Genomic DNA, 20769 nt, shown 5'->3' with positions numbered 1-20769 from the left:
TAGCACGCTTTGTTGAATTCCGATTTTATAAATAACGACAACCATCATCAGATTAACGGGTGATGTTTTAATTAGGATGATTTTTTATTTAAATTCCTAATTTCCAAGAAAACAAAGGAGTTGTTTTAATTATTAATCCTAAACTAGGAAAGATTATTTTAAGTATTAAACTATGGGTATACAAATGGGAGGGTCTACCTGACAAGAACCGATTCTAAATTGGGAACTATTTTAAAATAAATTCCTATTGGTAAGAGTGTATAGGATATGCTAAATTGAATAAGAGTATTTTACCAAAATTTTAAATTGTCTAATATAATTTTTTGCTAAGTATATAGCAAAGTACTCTGAATATACACGTGTGTAGGAAAATATTAACTAGCTTCATATATTAAAGATAAAATCTTAATGTTAAATAATCATTAAATGTAAGGGTTTTCTTATTTTCTGGAGGGGTTATATGTTTTTTTCCTTACGGAATCGCTTATTTCTTGTTTTTACGTGTTTGTTGACCATTCCATTCATCATTTTATCAATTATTATTCCAAGTTGGTTTACAGGTATTATTGAAGGACAAACCCAAGCATTAACCGTAGGAGCGATGGATCAGTATTCTCTTTATATAAATTCTATCACTACTCAGGCAGAAGATCTAGGGAAGCAGGTTCTCGTTAATCAAACCACCCAACAGTGGTTGAAGTTGGAAAAGGAGTATTCTAATACAAAGAAAGAACAGAGTTTGTTAATGAAAAATCAACTAAAAATGCTCCTTTCCTCCATGATGGTTAACAATTCAAATGGCATGTCAGTTGCAGTATTTTTAAATGATGGCACCGGAACTTGGGGAAATAACCCTTCGCTTCACAAAATGGAGTGGTTTAAAGACTTTACAGAAAAAGACCAACGGTTTGTAAAGTCACATATAGATCCCTTTCAACAAACCCAAGGTAAAATCAATAGCTATATTTTGCCGCTCTTTGATATGAATACGTTTGTATCCTATGGGATTATAAAGGCTAATTTTCCTTCTTCATTGCTAGAAGATGCTTTAAATAAAATAAAAATTGGAAAAAATGGCCATGCGTATTTGTTAGATAAGCAGGGCGCGAATGTTTTACAGGGGCAAACGCAAATTCCTAAAATGGTTTTAAAACAAAGTTTGTCCAAAATAAACCATGGTAAAATTGAAAAAGGTTTAATCGAAACGGATTATAAAAAAGAGAAATACCTTGTTTTTTTTCAAAAGTTATCAGTGGGAGATTGGATTCTTATAAGTGAAGTGAATAAGTCTGACTTGTTCTCCAAAGTTAACCATTTGCAACATAACCTATTATGGACTAGTGTAATTGTTTTTATGGTAACTATTGTAGCATCTTATATGCTTTCTTCTACTATAGTTAGTCCTCTAGGAAAGCTTGCAAAGGCCATGGGATTTCTTGAACGCGGTGACTTTTCTGGCGCTAAACGTTTTATGCCAACGATTAAAAATTATAATCACGAGGTTGGTTATGTCATAAAAGTGTTCGGTCATACCAATGAACGGTTAAAAAACTTAATAGAAAACGAGTATGAAGCAAATATACGTCGAAAGGATGCCGAATACAAAGCTTTGTTATTACAAATTAATCCTCACTTTATGAACAATACGCTTGAAATCATAGGAGGGTTAGCTGTTCAAGGGAAAAATAAAGAGGTAATGAATGTAAGTATTTATTTAGGCCGTATGATGCGATACTCGTTGAACACACAAAGTAATATGGTGAAATTAGGTGAAGAAATAAGCTATATCCGTAGTTACACAGATATATTAAAGGTGAGGTATGAAGATTCCATTACTGTTAAAATTGATGAAGACCCAGAAACAAAAAATCTTACAATAATAAAATTCATTTTACAACCACTGGTGGAAAATGCTGTAAAATATAGTTTTATAGAAAAAAACAATGCCGAAATATATATTGAAACAAAAAAGGTTCGAAATCATGTTTTTATGGTCGTAGAAGATAATGGTATCGGAATGTCAGAAGAAGTGATAGCAGACTTATTAAAACAAGAAGAGAATAATGAAACAAATAGTGTTTTAGAGAGCGATGGCAACAGTATTGGGCTTAGGAATGTAATTGGAAGGTTGAAACTTTACTATGGCAATAACTTTTCCTATCAGGTTAAGTCTGAAAAGTATGTTGGTACAAAGATAACATTATGTATAAATTTTTATAGGGGGGGTATACATGATGAAGGTGTTAATAACGGATGATGAGATTCAAATTCGGAAAGGTTTACGAATGAAAGTGGATTGGGAAGAAGAGGAATTTCAAATTGTAGGAGAGGCTTCTAATGGTCAAGAAGCTCTAGAACTTCTCAAAATCAAGGATGTTGATGTACTGATTACGGATATGAGAATGCCAATTATGGATGGCATTGAACTAGCTAAACGCGTGTTTCAAGAATTTCCAAAAGTAAGAGTGATAGTATTATCGGGCTATTCCGATTTTGAGTATGTAAGAGGTTCGATGAAGGAAGGGGTTAAAGACTATTTATTAAAACCAGTAGCCCCAGATGAATTAGTAGAGGTATTAAGAAAAATTCGAAAAGAAGTGGAGGAGGAGAAAAGAAAACAAGTTGAATCTGCCAGGATAAGACAACTTGTTCACACACAAATGCAAGAAGTTCAAGAACAATATTTGCTGCAATTAGTTAAAGAGGAATGGTTACAGCCAAATCTGGTGAAAGAAAGGCTACATCAGCTGCAATTTGAAGATCTTACAAATGAGGATGCTGTAGTTCAGTTCATTACTGTGGAAATTAGAGAGTCCGATGGCAATCCGAATAGAGTAAAGGAACTTTGGCTTCCATTTCAGATGCTTTGTAAGGAAATCGCTAAAAAGCATGCTGGTACATATACATTTTATGACCCAAGCTATGCAAATATGGTGCACTTTTTACATCTTATAGATTTAGGAAAGCAAAATAGTACTTCCAGCTTGGCTTTATTAGTTCAACAACATGTAAAAACTTTCTTGAATTTAGAAACAGTCATAGGGATTGGAAATATTGTTACGGGTTTTACTGAATTAAAGCTTGGTTATATTTCAAGTTTGCTTTCATGGAGTCAAAGTCAACTAGGTTCACAATCCCAGGTAATCGATGGGACAGTAACAAAGAAAGAAATTGTTCTACTCTCACCAAATGTGGAGAGAAGGCTAACAAATGCGATTGAAAATGTAGATTTCAATGCGTTTAAGGAAAATATAAACAAAGTATTGGGATGGACTGAAACCCAATCGGTATTGTCCTTTTCATTTGATGCCAATCGAGTGTTGTTTCTCTTAGGCTCACTTGCCAGGAAATACAGTATTGAAACGATGGATATACAATCAACTTTGTGGAATTGCCAACAGAGTATCTGGGAGCTCAATTCTCAACGTAAAGTAATAGAGCAACTTATTCAATTAGCGAAATTAATTATAGAAAGAGTACGAATAACACGTTTTTCGAACGGAAAATTAATAGTTGATAGTGTCCGTTATTATCTCGACCAGCATTATGCAAGTGAAATTTCTCTTACCTCTTTATCTGAAATATTTCATATTAACAGTGCTTATTTATCCGAAACATTTAAAAATCAAATAGGGCAGAATTTTAGTGATTATCTTGTTAACTTACGAATGGAGAAAGCGCTACATTTCCTTAAAGATAAACAGCTCAAAATCATTGATATAGCAAACTTAGTTGGCTTCTCTAATTCTGGGTATTTCAGTACAGTATTCAAAAAACACTTTGATCAAACACCTGTAGAATTTCGTAATTCCATAGAATCCATAGAGTAGCTTAAGCATTAATTGGCACGAAAGAAAGGGATTGTAAATGAAAAAATGGTTACCAATCATCATTTTTGCAATTATTCTAATCATATTCGCAGGGTATGCGACTTCTTTCTTTTACACCTCCTCGAGCAACCAAAAAGATCAAGGAAATGAAAGGAAAATTTTAAATCCAATAAAACTGACATTTTGGCGAAATTTTGGTAACCAAGCAGAAAATAAGTCTTATAAAGAATTAGTTTCTGCTTTTGAAAAATCTCACCCCAATATTATGATAGAAATGCAATCTATCCCATATAGTGATTATGAAATAAGGTTGCGAACTCAAATTGCTGATGAAAAACCACCTGATATTATGGCCATAGATAGTCCTAACTTAGCTCTTTATGCAAATACCGGCTCGCTTTTATCGATAGATTATTACATGCGAAAAGAGGGACGGATTGAGGATATTCCTAAATCAACTTTAAATGGATTAACTTTTAATGGTGAAATATACCTTGCTCCTATTGTAGAGTCCGGTATTGCCCTTTTTTACAATAAACATCTATTCGAAGAGGCCGCTATTCCTTTTCCGTCAGATGATCCCAACAAACCTTTAACATGGGATCAGGTACTAAATATTGCTAAAAAAATAAATAAGCCGGAAAAGGGAGTGTATGGGATTGATCCAGCACAGGGATTTAACGATGGTGAATCACCAGCCTATTTTAAAATGCCCCTTCTTTGGCAGTTTGGAGCGGAAGCTATAAGTGCTGATGGAACTACTGCAAGTGGATATTTGGATTCAAAAGAATCGGTAGAGGCACTTCAATTTTACCAAGACTTATATCATAAATATGGAGTAGCTGCCGTTGAATTGCCACCAGATTCTTTTGTTTCGGGTAAGCTTGCGATGACGGTGCTTGGCTCCTGGACTTTAGCTGATTTGGAAAAAAATTATCCGAAATTTAAACTGGGAGAGGATTTTGGTGTTGCTCCTTTGCCAAAGGAAAAATATCAGGTTGTTCCAAATGGTGGATGGTCGCTTGGAATCTCATCAAAGACTAAATATCCAAAAGATGCTTGGGAGTTTATCAAATATGTTACAAGTTATGAAGGGATAAAAAAATATGTAAAAGAAACAGGTGATATCCCTGCAAGATACTCTGTTGCAAAAGACTTCCCTGACTTGAATCAATATCCTAAAGATATATTTTTGCAGCAAGCACAAAAATATTCAATGAACCGACCGGTTACCCCAGCCTACCCTGTTGTAAGCGATGCAATTAAGACATTATTTGAAGAGGTTGGAATTGGCGGGAAGGATGTAAGGACTTCAGCAGAGGAAGCAGTGGAGAAAATCAATACGGGTCTAAAACAAATACTGAAACCTTAGATATTCGATAGGAAATCCTCTAGTTAAATAAACTAGGGGATTTTTTTATATAAACTTTAATAAACACTTATCATTTCTTGGTAAATGAAAAATAGTTATTTGTGTGAACGTGATTTATCCGTTGGAAGGCGATTTCAATTTACCGAAAATTTTAAATATCCCTTTCCAAAGATATTGAAATCTTAACTTAAGGTACTTTGTTATAGTAAAACCAGATAAACAACAAGAATGTGAGGGGAAAAAATAAGGAATATGTAATGATAAATGTAACCGATTTCTAATGGCATAAAAAGGAGGATCCGATGTGGAGCAGGCATACCAAAAGTTGGAGAATAATCAAAGCGAAGTAAGGAAAGAAGCATTGGGTACTAAGAGTTCAAAAAAACTAAAGTATATGAGAGACAATTATCAATTATACCTTTTTGTTCTACCAGCGCTAGTTCTTATCATTATTTTTAAATATGTACCAATGTACGGCGCTATTATTGCTTTCAAGGATTTTAATCCATTACAAGGTATTATGGGAAGTCCTTGGATTGGACTGAAGAATTTTGAGAAATTTATGAGTACCCCGGATTTTATGAATCTATTAGGCAATACATTGAAACTAAGTGTTTACGGTTTGTTATTTGGCTTTCCAATACCAATCATCATAGCATTAATGCTTCATAGAATTAAAAATGTTTCATTAAAGAAAAACATTCAACTAGTTTTATATGCACCGAATTTTATATCTGTAGTAGTTGTGGTAGGGATCGTCTTTATTTTCTTATCCCCTGTCGGACCGATTAATCATATAATCAGTTTTTTCGGTGGTAAGAATATAGATTTCATGACAGAACCTGGTTATTTTAGGTCGATATATATAGTAAGCGATATTTGGCAATTTGCAGGATGGGCATCAGTTGTCTATCTAGCGGCACTTTCAAACGTCAGTCAAGACCTAATTGACGCAGCAAAAATAGACGGTGCAAATATCATTCGGCAAATTATCACTATCGATTTGCCAACGATTAAACCGCTCATGGTTATTCAATTTATTTTAGCAGCGGGGAATATTATGAGTTTAGGCTTTGAAAAAGCATATTTATTGCAAACTTCGATGAATCTTCCTACTTCAGAAATCCTACCAACCTATGTTTTTAAAATTGGTTTACAAATGGGTGATTATGGATATTCAACAGCCATTGGACTATTTAACGCTGTTATTAATGTATTTTTACTTGTAAGCGTTAACCAAATAGTAAAACGGTTAAACGAAGGAGAAGGCCTTTAAATTCAAGAAAAAGGGGTGGGGAGAATGTTTAAGCACCAAACGAAGACAGATAAAGTGATATTAACTACAAACGGTATTTTCATGACATTAATCGTTCTAGCCATTTTGGGACCATTACTCTATGTAGTGATGGCATCGTTTACAGATCCTAATACTTTATTAAGTAAAGGATTAAGTCTAAATCCATCTAAATGGACATTTCAAGGTTATTTGCGAGTTTTTAAAGATGGTTCCATCTTAACTGGCTTTAGAAATTCATTATTTTATTCAACTGCTTTTTCTATTATTTCAGTTACTCTAACTTTATTTGCTGCCTATCCATTAGCAAGAAAGGATTTTTTCGGCAGAAAAGTTATTATGACAATTTTCATCATTACGATGTTCTTCGGGGGGGGATTAATTCCAACCTATCTATTAGTGAAAAATTTACATATGTTGGATACAATTTGGGCCATTTTAATTCCTGGTGCTGTTAACGTATGGAACATTATACTAGCAAGAGCTTATTTTCAGGGGATACCAAGTGAAATAAGAGAAGCAGCAATAGTAGATGGAACTTCTGAAATACAGTATTTCTTTAGGATATTACTGCCGCTAAGTAAACCAATCATAGCCGTTTTAGTACTATATCAATTTGTTGGCCAATGGAACTCTTATTTCGATGCAATGATTTATTTAAAAAGTGATAATTTGCAGCCATTACAGATTATCCTAAGGTCCATTCTGGTTCAGATGCAGCCTAGACCAGGAATGATGCAGGATGCACAAAATACAGCACAATTGCAACTGATCACTGAAATGGTCAAGTATTCTAGTATTGTTATTTCAAGTTTACCTTTAATTATTATCTATCCATTTTTCCAAAAGTACTTTGAAAAAGGAGTAATGGTAGGATCTATCAAAGGATAAATAATAGAGTCAAAAAACTATTTTTAGGGGTGGTTTAAAAATGAAAAAGACGAAAAAAATGAGTTGTTTAGTAACTGCGGCACTGGCTACAAGTTTACTGGTGGCGGGATGTTCTAATTCATCTTCAACTTCAGCGGGTAGTGAAAAAGGAGCAAATTCATCACCTAAATATGCTATTAAAAACATAAATTTTCCATTAAATAAGAAGGTATCTTTAAAATTCCTTACGCAGAGCTCACCAATTGCAACAAAAAATCCGAATGATAAATTAATTTGGCAAAGGTTTGAAAAGGATACAAATCTCCATATTGACTGGACTAATTACACATGGGATCAATTCAGTGATAAACGAAATTTAGAGCTAGCGAGTGGGGATCTACCAGATGCAATCTTTCAGGCAGGATTAAGTGATAATGATATCTTGAGGTATGCGAAGCAAGGAGTTATTGTTCCTGTAGAAAGTTTAATCGATAAATATATGCCAAATTTGAAAAAAATCCTCGATTCCCATCCAGAATATAAAAAATTGATAACAGCTTCAGATGGACATATTTATTCATTTCCGTGGATTGAGGAACTTGGAACAGGGAAAGAGGCGATTCAAGCACTAGATGACATTCCTTGGATTAATAAGAAATGGCTGGATGAGTTAGGCTTAAAAATGCCAACCACTACAGATGAGTTGGAAAAAGTACTTCTTGCCTTTAAAGAAAAGAAACCAGATGGAAAAGATGTCATTCCAATGTCATTCATGATCAACCATGGCGGTGAAGATCCTGCCATGATCTTAGGAGCCTTTGGATTAGGTGATAACGATGACCATTATGAGGTATCTGAAGATAAGAAGGTAGTTTACACAGCAAACCAAGAAGGATATAAAAAGGGAATCGAGTGGCTTCATAAACTTCAACAAGAAGGACTAATTGATAAAGAAGCATTTACACAAGATTGGAATACGTATGTCGCAAAAGGTAAGGATTACCGTTATGGATTATACTTTACTTGGGACAGAGCCAATATTTCTGGGAATAATGAGGACTATGTTCCACTGCCACCATTAAAAGGGCCAGATGGTCAAGTAAATGTCCCACGGACAAATGGTTATGGCTTTGACAGAGGCAGAATGGTCATTACAAGTGCAAATCAGAATCTTAAATTAACCGCTAAATGGATTGATAAATTATATGAGCCAATCCAATCCGTACAAAATAACTGGGGTACGTATGGAGATAAAAAACAACAAAATATTTTCGAACTTACAACCCAAGGTACTTTAAAACATTTGCCACTTGGAACAACCTCTCCTTGGGATTTAAGGCAGAAAACCAATGTAGACGGACCTTTGGCTGTATTGAATGAATACTATGGCACCGTAACGACTAAGCCGGATGATGCAGCTTGGAGACTTGATGTGTTGCATAAAACTTATGTACCTTCTATGAAAGCCACTTATAATTATCCGCCTATTTTCCTAAATAAGGATGATCAAGATCAATTAACACAACTTGAGGCAGTGGTTAAACCATATGTTGAAAGAAAGAAAGCGGAATGGATACTAAAAGGCGGCATTGAATCACAATGGGATGATTACGTAAAAACTTTGGACAAGGATGGTCTTTCAAAAATTCTTACTATCAAACAACAAGCTTATGATAAGTATAACTCAGAAAAATAAGTTGTAGGAATAAATATTATAGAAAACCTTACAAGACTGAACAGAATAGGTTTTCTGTTCGGCTTGTTTTTCAATATCCGGGAACAAACAGATAGTAGATTAACTGGGAATGTAGGTGGGGATAATATGTATGATGTGATAGCACTGGGTGAAGTATTAATTGATTTCACGCCTGCAGGAAAATCAGAGAATAGGGAAGTTCAATTTGAACAGAATCCGGGCGGGGCTCCAGCAAACGTACTTTCAGCACTGGCCAAGCTAGGTAAGAAAACAGCTTTTATAGGCAAAGTAGGAAGTGATCAGTTTGGTCATTTTTTAAACTCAGTATTGCAGAATAATAACGTTAACACTAAAGGCGTAGTTTTCTCTAAGGAGACGAATACTACATTAGCATTTGTTCATTTAGATGATCAAGGGGATCGTTCCTTTAGTTTTTATCGTAATCCTGGAGCAGATATGATGTTAAATGAAAGAGAAATAGATTTGAAGATGATAGATCATTCACGAATTTTCCATTTCGGATCGATTTCGATGACACAGGAGCCCAGTGCTTCTGCAACTTTAAAGGCGGTATCTTTTGCCAAAGAAAATGGTCTTCTAATCTCTTATGATCCTAATTTAAGACTAAGCCTCTGGGAAGATTTGAATCACGCAAAGAGCATAATTGAGGTTGGTTTGAAATTTGCTGATGTTTTAAAAATATCTGAAGAAGAACTTGAGTTTATTACTGGAACGATAGACCTTAATATGGGTTCCGAATATATTTATGAACGATTTCATACAAAACTTATCTTAGTTACGTTAGGATCCGATGGGTGTTTTTATCGGTTAGGTTTTAATGTTGGGAAATGCAGTGGCTATGAGGTTGAGGCTATCGATACCACCGGTGCGGGAGATGCTTTTTTAGCGGGGATTTTATATCAAATTATCGAAAAAGATTATCTGCTTTCTGATTTATCTTTGGACGATGTCAACCAAATGGTGTCTTTTGCTAATGCCGTGGGTGCACTTGCAACAATGAAAAAAGGCGCTATTCCTGCAATGCCATCTATCGAAGAAATACATGAACTTTATAATAAGACAAATTGTGTTAAAAAGGGGATTAGTCTCAATGAATATAATTAATGTTAAAGAAAAGTTTCGTCCGCAATTTCATTTTTCACCTAAATCCAACTGGATGAATGATCCAAATGGTATGGTTTATTTTGACGGTGAGTACCATCTATTTTATCAATATCATCCATTCGGAACAACATGGGGACCGATGCATTGGGGACATGCTGTGAGCAAGGATTTAATTTATTGGGACCATCTCCCAATCGCTCTCACCCCGGATGAGCATGGGGCCATTTTTTCTGGAAGTGCTGTAGTAGATTGGAATGATTCAACTGGATTTTTTAATGGCGGCTCGGGGCTAGTTGCTATTTTTACACATGCTGACCAATATCCGGGTTCTAACCGCCCTAGACAAAGGCAAAGTCTTGCTTATAGTACCGATCAAGGACGAACTTGGAATAAGTATGAAGGAAACCCTGTATTAGTAGAAGAAAGTATCACAGATTTCCGCGATCCGAAAGTATTTTGGCATGAAGAAACGAAAATATGGATCATGATTCTTTCTGCGGGCAATCATGTAAGGTTTTATACTTCACACAACCTAAAAACTTGGAACTTTACAAGTGAATTTGGTACTGAAGTTGGTTCCCATGCAGGTGTCTGGGAATGTCCTGACTTGTTTAAATTACCGGTTGACGGAAATAACCATAATAACAAGTGGGTAATGGTTGTTAGTATTGGAGACGAATCAACATACGCAGAAGGTTCTAGAACTCAGTACTTTATAGGGGATTTTGATGGTTCCACGTTTGCAAATGAGAACTCAGACGAAACAGTACTTTGGCTTGACCACGGAAGAGATAATTATGCTGGAGTCACATGGTCGGATATTCCTACTGAGGATGGCCGTAGAATCTTTATTGGCTGGATGAGTAATTGGAAATATGCAAATGAAACTCCAACCCTTGCATGGAGAAGCGCCATGACACTTCCACGTGAATTAACTTTAAAAAAAACATTTGATGGAGTAAGACTCTTTCAAACTCCAGTAGCTGAGCTTGAAAAAATTAGACAGGAAAAATATACGTGGAATAATCTGATGCTTTTACCAAATGAAAATATAGTATCGGATGTTTCAGGTAATCAATTAGAAATTATCGCTGAATTTGAACCTCATTCATCAACCGAATTTGGTATTAAAATTCGCAAGTCTGATTCTGAGGAAACTATTATCGGGTATAATGCTGTCGAGAATTTCTTATTTGTGAATCGTGTTAACTCTGGGGTAACAGATTTCAACGAGTACTTCCCTTGTAAACACGGAGCACTATTGTCTGCGAAAAATAAGGGAGTAAAATTGCAAATTTTTGTAGATAGTTCTTCAGTGGAGATTTTTGCAAACGAAGGAGAATTGGTAATAACTGATCAAATCTTTCCTGATCCTGCGAGTAAAGGAATCGAACTATATACAAAAGATGGAGAGGTAGAATTAATATCCTTAGATATTTTTCAAGTAGATTCAATTTATAAATCACTTTAATTAGTACCTGTAATGGGGGCACCTGCTATGTTTGCACAACTATTGTGAAATTTAGATGGTAGCCCCTAATTCTATTATTTATAAAAAAAATTAACCATTAATTCACTATCAGGGAGAGGTTTATATGAAACTAGGTTTCATCGGTTGTGGTGTTATTTCAATTGCACATGTTGAAGGATTAGAGGTGTTAAATAGAAGAAGGCTTGAGACATTTGAATTGACCGCAATTTGTGATATTGAGCAAGAAAGAGCTGAAAATTTTGCTACAGTGGTGAAAAAACGGTTAGGAAAACGTCCGGCCATATATACAGATTATCGTTTGATGTTAGAAAAAGAACAATTAGATGCCGTTTCTGTTTTGATTACTCATGACTTACATCATACAGTAGCTGAAGATTGCTTTGCTTCGGGGGTTCATGTACAAATGCAAAAGCCGTTGGCAATTTCTCCTTCCTTTGGTGTAAAAATGATTGCTGATGCAAAAAAGTTTAATCGTGTTTTAACATTATCTGAACCTAGTGTTTTAGGGGCAGAAAATGTTGCGACGGCTAGAGCCATAAAAGAAGGTGTGATAGGCTCTTTATCTTTAATTATTGATTATGCAACAGTAACATTAAATCGCGGTTTTTTCGCTGGTACCCCATGGAGGCATCTGAAAGGTAGGGCTGGTGCGGGCTGGATCAATGATCATGGTGTTCATAGAACTCACTTCTTTACAGAAATAAATGGTCCTATTGATGAGGTTTTTGCCTATACGGAAATTTTTGAAAAAGAGTTGAGTAATAGTGATGTGACAATAAACCCTACTGGTGAAGATACAGCAGTTACAGTTTTCAAATTTAAAAATGGGGGACTCGGACATTGGATGTGCGCAACATCAGCCCATGGTGAAAGGACGGGTGGTGTTTGGATTTATGGGCATAAGGGATGCTTTCGTCCAGGAAAACATGTAATCCTTGAGGATGGAAAAAGTATTTTAATGCCTGAATTGATTGATCGTTATGCACCGGATATAGTTAAACATCCATTTGCCCACTCGTATGTGGAATTATGGGAGGCAATCGCTAAAAATAAGACACCTATTTCTAGTGCTGAGAGAGGCCTGGAAGCTTTAGGTGTTGTATTTGCTGCACTAGAATCTGCTACGATCGGCCAGCCGGTAAAAGTTCAAGACATCCTTAATCATAAAAAACACACATATGAAGATACAGTTTTTGAAGAGATGAGATCATTGGAAGTTAATTAAGGATATAAAACAATGAATCTATTAACTGTAGAAATTAAAATTCCAAAATATAGGAAAATAGACTTGAAGATTCTTACAGATTATTCAGTTGTCGTTTTCTATGTGAATGATATAGTTGCCTTTAGTACACGTATGTTTAATATGAAAAAACATCAATGGGGGATTTTCTCAGTTAATAGTGATATTAGCTATCATGATATGAAAATTAGTATATAACTTAATTGTATTGTTGGTGTTATTATAGCGTCTCAAAACATACACTCTTCTTAGAAATGTATTAGATTTTAGACATTTAGGAGATGGAGAAATGAACTTCGAGATGCAAAAAGCGAATATGTTGGTTGAAAATATAAATGGTTTTATAAAATTTGTTCATAAAAGTCATGAAAATAGCAAAAACAGCTTTATTTTAAATACAGATAAAGTGTATCAAATAAAACTTCTTATTGAGGAGTTTAAGTTTCAAATAATAGCAGATGAACTTATGAGAATAAATAAGTTTACCTGGGATGAAAAGTACACTTATTTATTAGTTGATAGATTTAAAAAAGGGTTAAACATTATTGATGAATACGTAGAAAATAACTACAATGATTTATTTATTTTTTCTGCTAGACTATACACTTTAAAGAACCTCAGCTTATCATTTAGCAAAAAGGAATAACTTTCTTTTGTTATCGAGCTCTAGCTGTTTGTGTATTGCTAGGGTGCTAGCCCTTAGATTATTTACCGAGGCAGGCTAGCATGCAACATAAAAAATTGAAAAAGCCGGGAAGGAATGATTCTCCTGTACCGGCTTTTAACTTACTCTTTATTTGTATGTACTCATATTATAATTAATTGCTTCGATAACACCCATTTTAGCTGAATGGATAAATAGCTCATAAGCCTCTTCATACCTATGTAGATTTTCAAGCAATAAGGCAAGATGAAAAATCGAAGGGGAATAATCTTGGTTTACGGCGAACTTATAGTACCTTTCGGCTTTTTTAAAATCAGGTGTAATTTCATAGTATCCATGTTGATAAATCTTGCCTAATAAATCTAATGCTTCGTTTAAACCTTGATTTGCAGCATTATCTAACAATAAAATAGCTTGTTTAACATCCGAAACAACACCTTCACCCTTAAGATACATATATCCTAGGGAAAATTGAGCACCCGCATGTCCCAGATCTGCTGCAATAGAATAGCATTGGAAAGCATTAAAGTGGTTTTTAGGTAGTTCTAACTGTGCGCTCCCGAAATAGTAATGTTGTCCCATTTCGAACTCCGAAATAGGAAAACCTTTATTTAACGATTGAGAAAGATATTCTAACGCTTCGGAATATCTTTTCGATTCATAGTACCTTTTATATACATTAAATAGGTATTCAGGACATTCAGCTTCCTTTTCTACTAAATAACTTGTAATGTCTAGTAGCTTATTACAGTCCCTGTTAAATTCAGATTCATTAATTTTCATAGTTTTCCCTCCAAAATACTACTAATCTATTCAAATACATATTAACTTTTTTAATAAAAAAGAGTGAAAATATTTTTCTTCAAAAAAAAACAAAATTCCCTAAATTTTTTTTAATCACCAAAACATTCTTATATGAGAAAATGTAAAACCCTTAATAAATGAAGTGAAAAATAATTTTATTTCAGTTTTTGTAGAAATATGTATTATTTTTTTATTGGTAGGAGTGGAATGATTTTGAATAAATCAGTAACGGGGAATGGGGCACCTGGAAAGGAATAGGACCCTATGGATTATTGTAAAAGATTTGATTGTTGTCAAAATGTTCTCCAATTTTTTTAGTTCATGAATTAAAAGCCCTTGTTTACTCTAGCTATGGCACAAACAAGGGCTGATTCATTCAATTTACCTGCTTTTCTAAGGGATATTTATATACGGACACTTTCTTTATTTTCTTTTAGAATTTCTTTCTCTACATATTCCCACCAACGATTGGAACGTGTTATTAGCGAATCCGTAACCGAATCACTAGATAACTTATCGATTCCAAATTTTATCATGTCTCCTGATAGCCCAGCTTCATCATAATCACTACATATCCGATAGATATCATGAAAATCAGTGAATGACATGAATAAGGACCTCCCTTCTGAATGTTAGGGGGGTTAAAATATTAAATCCTCCCTTTAATATTAGTATAAGTCGAACATTTCCAAATAGAAGTGATATTAGTGACATTTTTTTAAATTTTACGATAATTAGAGAAGAGGGCTGAAATAGAAAAAACGAGACCTATTGAATTAAAAGGCCTCGTTTTTTTATTTAATTTTTAATTTTTAATTGGGAAATTAGGCATTTTCAATAATCGTTGCTACACCTTGTCCTCCGCCGACACATAACGTAGCTAAACCATAGCGGTTTTCTCTTTTCTTCATTTCATGAATTAAAGTCACCAAAATTCTTGCTCCACTGGCACCAATTGGGTGACCTAGAGCAATTGCACCGCCATTTACATTTAACTTTTCCTTATTAAAATGCAGTTCGCGGTCTACTGCAATCGATTGGGCGGCAAATGCCTCGTTAGCCTCAATTAAATCAATGTCTTCTAATGATAGTGAAGCAGTTTTAAGAGCTTTTTTTACAGCTGGGACAGGACCAATTCCCATAATACTTGGGTCCACACCGGCTGTCGCGTTTGCTTTAATGATTACTAATGGTTTAATGTTTAATTCCTCTGCTTTTTTACGACTCATAACGACAAAAGCAGCAGCACCATCGTTAATTCCTGAAGCATTACCAGCTGTAACAGTCCCATCCTTTTTAAATGAAGGACGAAGTTTTCCTAAGCCCTCTGCTGTAGTTCCAAAACGTGGGAATTCATCTTGGCTGAACACTGTTACTTGTCCTTTTCGCCCAGGTACTTCTACAGGGACAATTTCTTCAGCAAAGCGATTTGATTCAATCGCAGCTTGAGCCTTTTGTTGGCTCCATGCAGAAAATTCATCTTGTTCATCACGTGAGATTTCATATTTTTCAGCAAGATTTTCAGCTGTAATTCCCATATGATAGTCATTTTCTGCACACCATAATCCGTCCTGAATCATGCTATCTAATATTTTTTGATCTCCCATCTTAAATCCATTACGGCCGCCTTTTAGCAAATAAGGAGCTTGACTCATATTTTCCATTCCGCCTGCAACAACAACTTCTGCTTCCCCTGCAAGAATAGCTTGGGTTGCTAAGTGTACAGCTTTTAACCCTGATCCACAGACCTTATTAATCGTCATAGCCGGTGCTTCTTGAGGCACACCTGCTGCAAGGGAAGCTTGTCTTGCCGGATTTTGTCCTGCTCCTGCTTGTAAAACGTTCCCCATAATAACTTCATCTACATCATTAGGAGTGATTCCGGCTCTTTGAATAGCCTCTTTTATTACAGTAGCCCCTAGATCTGTTGCTGAAACATTTTGTAAACTACCTAGAAAACTTCCAATCGGTGTTCTAACCGCACTAACAATTACAATTTCGTTCACTGTCATTTGAATCTCCTCCAAAATGATTTATTAAATTATGAATAATTCCTCACATATGATACTACATTTTGAGGCTTTTTTTTTAGCGATAATTCGACAAATTCGGAGTTTTCGCTTTATTGCTTTAATAGTTTATTGTGTTATAAAATTCATTTGTTTTTTCAAATGAAAGGAGAGGTGTATTTTTTCTGTTTAATACTTCGAGTTGGAAAATCTACGGCTGTAAAGGAAAGTAAGTGTAAATTCAATAATGATTTCGACCTTTGGATAACAATTAATAACTAAATTTTATCCATAAAATGTAAAAATGGTTTTTGTTAAATTTTATAATATTTTAGCGAAATTTGTAGAAAAAGTTCTTGGGGAACGAATATCTTTATTTTAGGATACCTTTTTCTACCATCCCTGAAAGCAATTCAACAGGAGGAAATGGTAATATACAAATAGTGATTTTCCTTAAAAAGAAAGGCTCTATTCTTAAAGATTATGGCTTTTTGAAATAGAAAGCAGCTATCCGCAAATGAAATCGGCATATCCGCCAGTAAAGGCTGGCTATATCTCAATTAATCCTTCCTCTCGACCTGAACTTATTTTAGTTTTGTAAAACAACAATGTTTTCGAAAACAGCCAAAAGAAAAAAGGAGAAAATCATCAATTATTGATGTTTTCTCCCATAATCGATTTTTTTTGGCTGGATGTGTCTGTCGGGAATAACACTTTCAATTGGAATCAAGGTACTGGTACCATTCTAATCTAAATAACTAACCCGCCATCCACACTTAAAACAGTACCGTTTATATAATTTGCATCCTCTGAAGCTAAAAATAGGTAGGCAGAAGCAATATCTTCCGGTTTTCCAAGTCTCTTAAGTGGGGTTTTTTCCTTCATCAAATTTAAGACCTTTTCCGGTACCGCTGCAGTCATGCCGGTTTCAATGAAACCAGGGGCAACTGCATTGACCCTGATCCCCTTAGGCCCAAATTCCTTCGCCCAACTTTTTGTCAGTCCAATTACTCCGGCCTTTGTCGCAGCATAATTCGTTTGCCCGATATTCCCGTATAAACCGATTACGGAAGATGCGTTAAGAATAACACCCGACCCCTGTTTTAACATAAGTGGTGCTACAGCCTTTGTGCATTTAAAAACACCTGATAGGTTTACGGAAATGACTTTTTCCCAATCAGATTCCTGCATCTTTGTTAGAAAACCATCAAGTGTAATACCGGCATTGTTAATTAATATATCAAGTCTGCCGTGCTTTTCGACAATTAATTGAATCATTTCTTCTATTTGGGAGCTTTCCGTTACATTAACTTTAAAGAAGTCTACTTTTTCATTATTCAATTCTTTTAATGCAGCCTTACCGGCAGATTCATCATAATCGCATATAACAACACTTGCCCCTTCTTGGAGAAATTTTTTAGCTGTCGCTTTTCCAATCCCTTGTGCACCGCCTGTAATTAAAACAACTTTTTCAGAAAACCTCAAAATTCTCACCTCTTTTTGAAATCCATTCATCCAGAACACATAAGTGGATCAGCATTCAGACAAATATTTGTCTAATTTTTGAACGAAAGAACCATCTCAAGGAATCACAAATTGTCGAGTTTTGTAGGATAATCGATAAAGATTTTTTTGCAGCACAGAATCCAACCAAACAAACAACCATTCTTCAAAACAAGTGTTATCCATTTGCTATCTAATACTATTCTATAGATAACAAAAAAAGAACTTTGGAAAGATAAACGATTCAAAAATTTTGTTTTTCAATTGCTTTTGATAGCGATGCTCATGGTATAAACCCGCATTCTATCTGGAAAGTCTATAAGTGTAAATTACAGGAAAGGTAGAGATTTGTCGAAAATTGCAATAATATTTTTTGATAATTTTTAATGTTTATTCTTTTAATGTTCCTTGGTTGTTAGTATGATAAAAAAGGTGATAAAGAAATCTAGGAGGAAAAAAAAGTGAGCAAAGACTATAACTTAATGGAAATTTGGAAAGATTTTTATTCACAGTCCAGTAATTTTTTTGATGAGAAAATGATTGAGTCCTTTCCTTCCCAAGGGCTTGGGCAGATGTTGGACATGAATCTACAAGTTAAAAAACTGATGGATGAAACAACTGAACGTTATTTACAATTTGCGAATGTTCCATCTCGAAATGACATTGCTAACCTTTCTTCGCAGCTTGTCGATATCGATGCAAAAGTTGATAGTTTAGAAGAATTATTAGAAGAAACAAAGGATAAGCAAGGAAATCCGGGATCATTTCAACGTGAATTGAACGATTTAAAAAAGGATATGAAAAATTTAGATAATAAAATGAATCAAATTCTTACTATGCTGAAATCTTCAGAAGGTACCAAATAGAATCGTTTTACACAAAAAGTCAGAGTGAAACAAATTGACGATACTAAATTTACATTATTTTTAAAACTACATTAGATGAGGTGTGCAAAAATGACTGAATTAAAAGACAAAGTAGCAATTGTAACAGGTGGAAGCAGAGGAATTGGTGCAGCTATTTCAATGGAATTAGCTAAAAACGGCGTGAAAATCGTACTTAACTATGTTAGCCGCAAAGAGCATGCAGAAAAAATGGTTGCAGAAATAAACGAAATTGGCGGGGAAGCTTATGCAGTTCAAGCCGATGTTTCAAAAAGTGAAGATGCAGCAAAACTTGTACAAGAAGCAGTCAATCATTTCGGTAGATTAGATATTCTAATCAATAATGCAGGAATTACAAGAGACAGCACATTCAAAAAGCTAAGCGAAGAAGACTGGAGAAAAGTAATCGATGTCAATTTAAACAGTGTATTCAATACTACTTCTGTTGCTTTACCTAGCCTTCTTGAATCAGATGCAGGCCGTATCATCAACATTTCGTCAATAATTGGACAAGCTGGAGGGTTTGGCCAAACCAACTATGCAGCAGCAAAAGCGGGATTGATTGGTTACACAAAATCACTGGCTCTTGAACTTGCTAAAAGTAATGTAACCGTTAATGCAATTTGCCCTGGATTTATTGGAACTGAAATGGTCATGGCTATTCCTGAAAAAGTCCTTGATGGAATTGTAGCGAAGGTTCCACAAAAACGTTTAGGAAAACCGGAAGAAGTAGCACGTGGTGTTGTTTACTTATGTAAAGATGGTGACTATATTACCGGTCAGCAATTAAATATTAACGGCGGACTTTACATGTAAATGTCATGAAAGTACATGACTCTAAATAAAGTAAAGAATGAATAAATTTTGTAAGGAGTGAGCAGTCATTAGTATACTTATGGAAAAAGAATGGAAAGAGTTTGCCGACTCAGTTCCGCAGGAGTATCAACAGACCTTTAATCGTGTAATCAAGGCAACACAAGTACTAACGACCGATGCCGAGCCGGAAGTAGGACCAACACCGAAAGAAGTTGTTTGGACAAGGAATAAAACGAAGCTGTATCGGTATATATCCGAACAACCAAGAAAACATAAAATTCCGCTTCTTTTGATTTATGCTCTGATTAATAAACCCTACATATTAGATTTAACAAAGGGTGGGAGTTTAATTGAGTATCTGGTTAATCAGGGTTTTGACGTCTATCTCCTTGATTGGGGTACACCGGGTTACGAAGATAGGAATATGAAACTAGATGATTTTGTCATGGACTATATCCCGCGTGCTGTTCAAAAAGTAAAGAAAAAATCGAATGTTGACGAAGTGTCTATCCTGGGTTATTGCATGGGCGGTACAATGACGTCTATATTTGCTGCACTACACCCTGAACTTCCGATTCGCAATCTTATTTTTATGACCAGTCCTTTTGATTTTGAAAATACGGGCTCATACGGAGCTATGTTGGATGAGCGTTATTTTAATATTGATAAAGTAGTAGATACACTTGGTGTTATTCCACCTGAAATGATAGACTTTGGAAACAAAATGATTAAACCGATGGCAAACACCTTTGGTCCATTTGTTAGTCTCGTTGATCGTGCTGATAATGAAAAATTCGTAAAGAGCTTTAAACTGCTGCAAAAATGGTTAAACGACGGTATTCCATTCCCGGGTGAAGCGTACCGTCAGTGGATTAGAGATTTTTATCAAAAAAATAAGCTGATTAAAGGGGAACTGGTTATTCGCGGTCAGAAGGTCAAGCTAGAGAATATCACAGCCAATGTGCTCAACTTAGCAGGAAAAAACGACCTTATTGCCCAACCCCATATGGTAGAAGCATTGATGGATGCTATATCCAGTAAAGATAAAGAATTTAAAAATTTACCAGTTGGTCACACCTCGATTACATTTGGCAGTCAAGCTTCAAAAATAACATATCCAACCATAAGCGAATGGTTGGCTGAACGGTCTAATTAAAAAAATAAGTA

At 35.0% G+C, this 20769-nt stretch carries 18 protein-coding genes; 14 read left to right on the top strand and 4 right to left on the bottom strand.

What is annotated here, in order from left to right:
• The first annotated feature begins 460 nt into the window (after positions 1 to 460).
• From J2S10_RS14875 to J2S10_RS14830, 11 genes are all read left to right on the top strand, one after another.
• Entirely contained in the window at positions 461 to 2257 is a 1797-nt protein-coding gene (locus tag J2S10_RS14875; RefSeq protein ID WP_307409088.1) for a sensor histidine kinase, read from the top strand.
• Positions 2232 to 3830, top strand: a complete 1599-nt coding sequence (locus J2S10_RS14870) for a response regulator transcription factor (protein WP_307409086.1) — start codon at positions 2232 to 2234, stop codon at positions 3828 to 3830. Before J2S10_RS14875 ends, J2S10_RS14870 begins: the two co-directional genes overlap by 26 nt.
• Before the next feature lie 37 nt (positions 3831 to 3867).
• Positions 3868 to 5202 (top strand): ABC transporter substrate-binding protein, encoded by a 1335-nt coding sequence (locus tag J2S10_RS14865; protein WP_307409084.1) that lies wholly within the window; start codon positions 3868 to 3870, stop codon positions 5200 to 5202.
• 394 nt (positions 5203 to 5596) lie between these two features.
• Entirely contained in the window at positions 5597 to 6478 is an 882-nt protein-coding gene (locus J2S10_RS14860; RefSeq protein ID WP_307409267.1) for an ABC transporter permease, read from the top strand.
• Positions 6479 to 6502: 24 nt separating this feature from the next.
• Positions 6503 to 7387 (top strand): carbohydrate ABC transporter permease, encoded by an 885-nt coding sequence (locus tag J2S10_RS14855; protein ID WP_307409082.1) that lies wholly within the window; start codon positions 6503 to 6505, stop codon positions 7385 to 7387.
• Positions 7388 to 7427: 40 nt separating this feature from the next.
• Complete coding sequence (locus J2S10_RS14850; RefSeq protein ID WP_307409080.1) at positions 7428 to 9062, top strand: ABC transporter substrate-binding protein; 1635 nt, start codon at positions 7428 to 7430, stop codon at positions 9060 to 9062.
• 126 nt (positions 9063 to 9188) lie between these two features.
• A complete protein-coding gene (locus J2S10_RS14845) occupies positions 9189 to 10187 on the top strand; it encodes a carbohydrate kinase family protein (RefSeq protein WP_307409078.1) in 999 nt (332 codons plus the stop codon).
• The gene (locus J2S10_RS14840) at positions 10174 to 11658 is read left to right on the top strand and encodes a glycoside hydrolase family 32 protein (protein WP_307409076.1); all 1485 of its coding nucleotides are present in this window, start codon (positions 10174 to 10176) and stop codon (positions 11656 to 11658) included. The genes J2S10_RS14845 and J2S10_RS14840 overlap by 14 nt, the downstream gene beginning before the upstream one ends.
• A 124-nt stretch (positions 11659 to 11782) precedes the next feature.
• On the top strand, positions 11783 to 12904 hold the full coding sequence (locus tag J2S10_RS14835) for a Gfo/Idh/MocA family protein (RefSeq protein ID WP_307409074.1): 1122 nt from the start codon (positions 11783 to 11785) through the stop codon (positions 12902 to 12904).
• A gap of 12 nt (positions 12905 to 12916) precedes the next feature.
• On the top strand, positions 12917 to 13120 hold the full coding sequence (locus J2S10_RS27455) for a glycoside hydrolase domain-containing protein (RefSeq protein WP_370876211.1): 204 nt from the start codon (positions 12917 to 12919) through the stop codon (positions 13118 to 13120).
• Between the two features lie 91 nt (positions 13121 to 13211).
• Positions 13212 to 13568: a hypothetical protein gene (locus J2S10_RS14830; RefSeq protein ID WP_307409072.1), complete on the top strand. Its 357-nt coding sequence runs from the start codon at positions 13212 to 13214 to the stop codon at positions 13566 to 13568.
• A gap of 147 nt (positions 13569 to 13715) precedes the next feature.
• Here J2S10_RS14830 and J2S10_RS14825 read toward each other — a convergent pair whose 3' ends face one another.
• From J2S10_RS14825 to fabG, 4 genes are all read right to left on the bottom strand, one after another.
• On the bottom strand, positions 13716 to 14369 hold the full coding sequence (locus J2S10_RS14825) for a tetratricopeptide repeat protein (protein ID WP_307409071.1): 654 nt from the start codon (positions 14367 to 14369) through the stop codon (positions 13716 to 13718).
• Positions 14370 to 14794: 425 nt separating this feature from the next.
• Complete coding sequence (locus J2S10_RS14820) at positions 14795 to 14998, bottom strand: hypothetical protein (RefSeq protein WP_307409069.1); 204 nt, start codon at positions 14996 to 14998, stop codon at positions 14795 to 14797.
• A 216-nt stretch (positions 14999 to 15214) separates the two neighbouring features.
• Positions 15215 to 16402, bottom strand: coding sequence for an acetyl-CoA C-acetyltransferase (locus J2S10_RS14815; protein WP_307409067.1), 1188 nt, complete (start codon positions 16400 to 16402; stop codon positions 15215 to 15217).
• Between the two features lie 747 nt (positions 16403 to 17149).
• The gene (fabG, locus tag J2S10_RS14810) at positions 17150 to 17884 is read right to left on the bottom strand and encodes a 3-oxoacyl-ACP reductase FabG (RefSeq protein WP_307409065.1); all 735 of its coding nucleotides are present in this window, start codon (positions 17882 to 17884) and stop codon (positions 17150 to 17152) included.
• Between the two features lie 479 nt (positions 17885 to 18363).
• On the opposite strand from fabG, the gene J2S10_RS14805 reads away from it, so the two are divergent.
• The 3 genes from J2S10_RS14805 (at position 18364) to phaC (ending at position 20758) form a co-directional block, all read left to right on the top strand.
• On the top strand, positions 18364 to 18768 hold the full coding sequence (locus J2S10_RS14805) for a hypothetical protein (RefSeq protein WP_307409064.1): 405 nt from the start codon (positions 18364 to 18366) through the stop codon (positions 18766 to 18768).
• A gap of 90 nt (positions 18769 to 18858) precedes the next feature.
• Complete coding sequence (phbB, locus tag J2S10_RS14800; protein WP_307409062.1) at positions 18859 to 19602, top strand: acetoacetyl-CoA reductase; 744 nt, start codon at positions 18859 to 18861, stop codon at positions 19600 to 19602.
• A 79-nt stretch (positions 19603 to 19681) separates the two neighbouring features.
• Positions 19682 to 20758 (top strand): class III poly(R)-hydroxyalkanoic acid synthase subunit PhaC, encoded by a 1077-nt coding sequence (gene phaC, locus J2S10_RS14795; RefSeq protein ID WP_307409059.1) that lies wholly within the window; start codon positions 19682 to 19684, stop codon positions 20756 to 20758.
• Positions 20759 to 20769 lie beyond the last annotated feature (11 nt).

The organism is Neobacillus ginsengisoli, assembly GCF_030813055.1.
The sequence above is the reverse complement of the archived record's forward strand: the minus strand, read 5'-3'. Positions and strand labels throughout refer to the sequence as shown.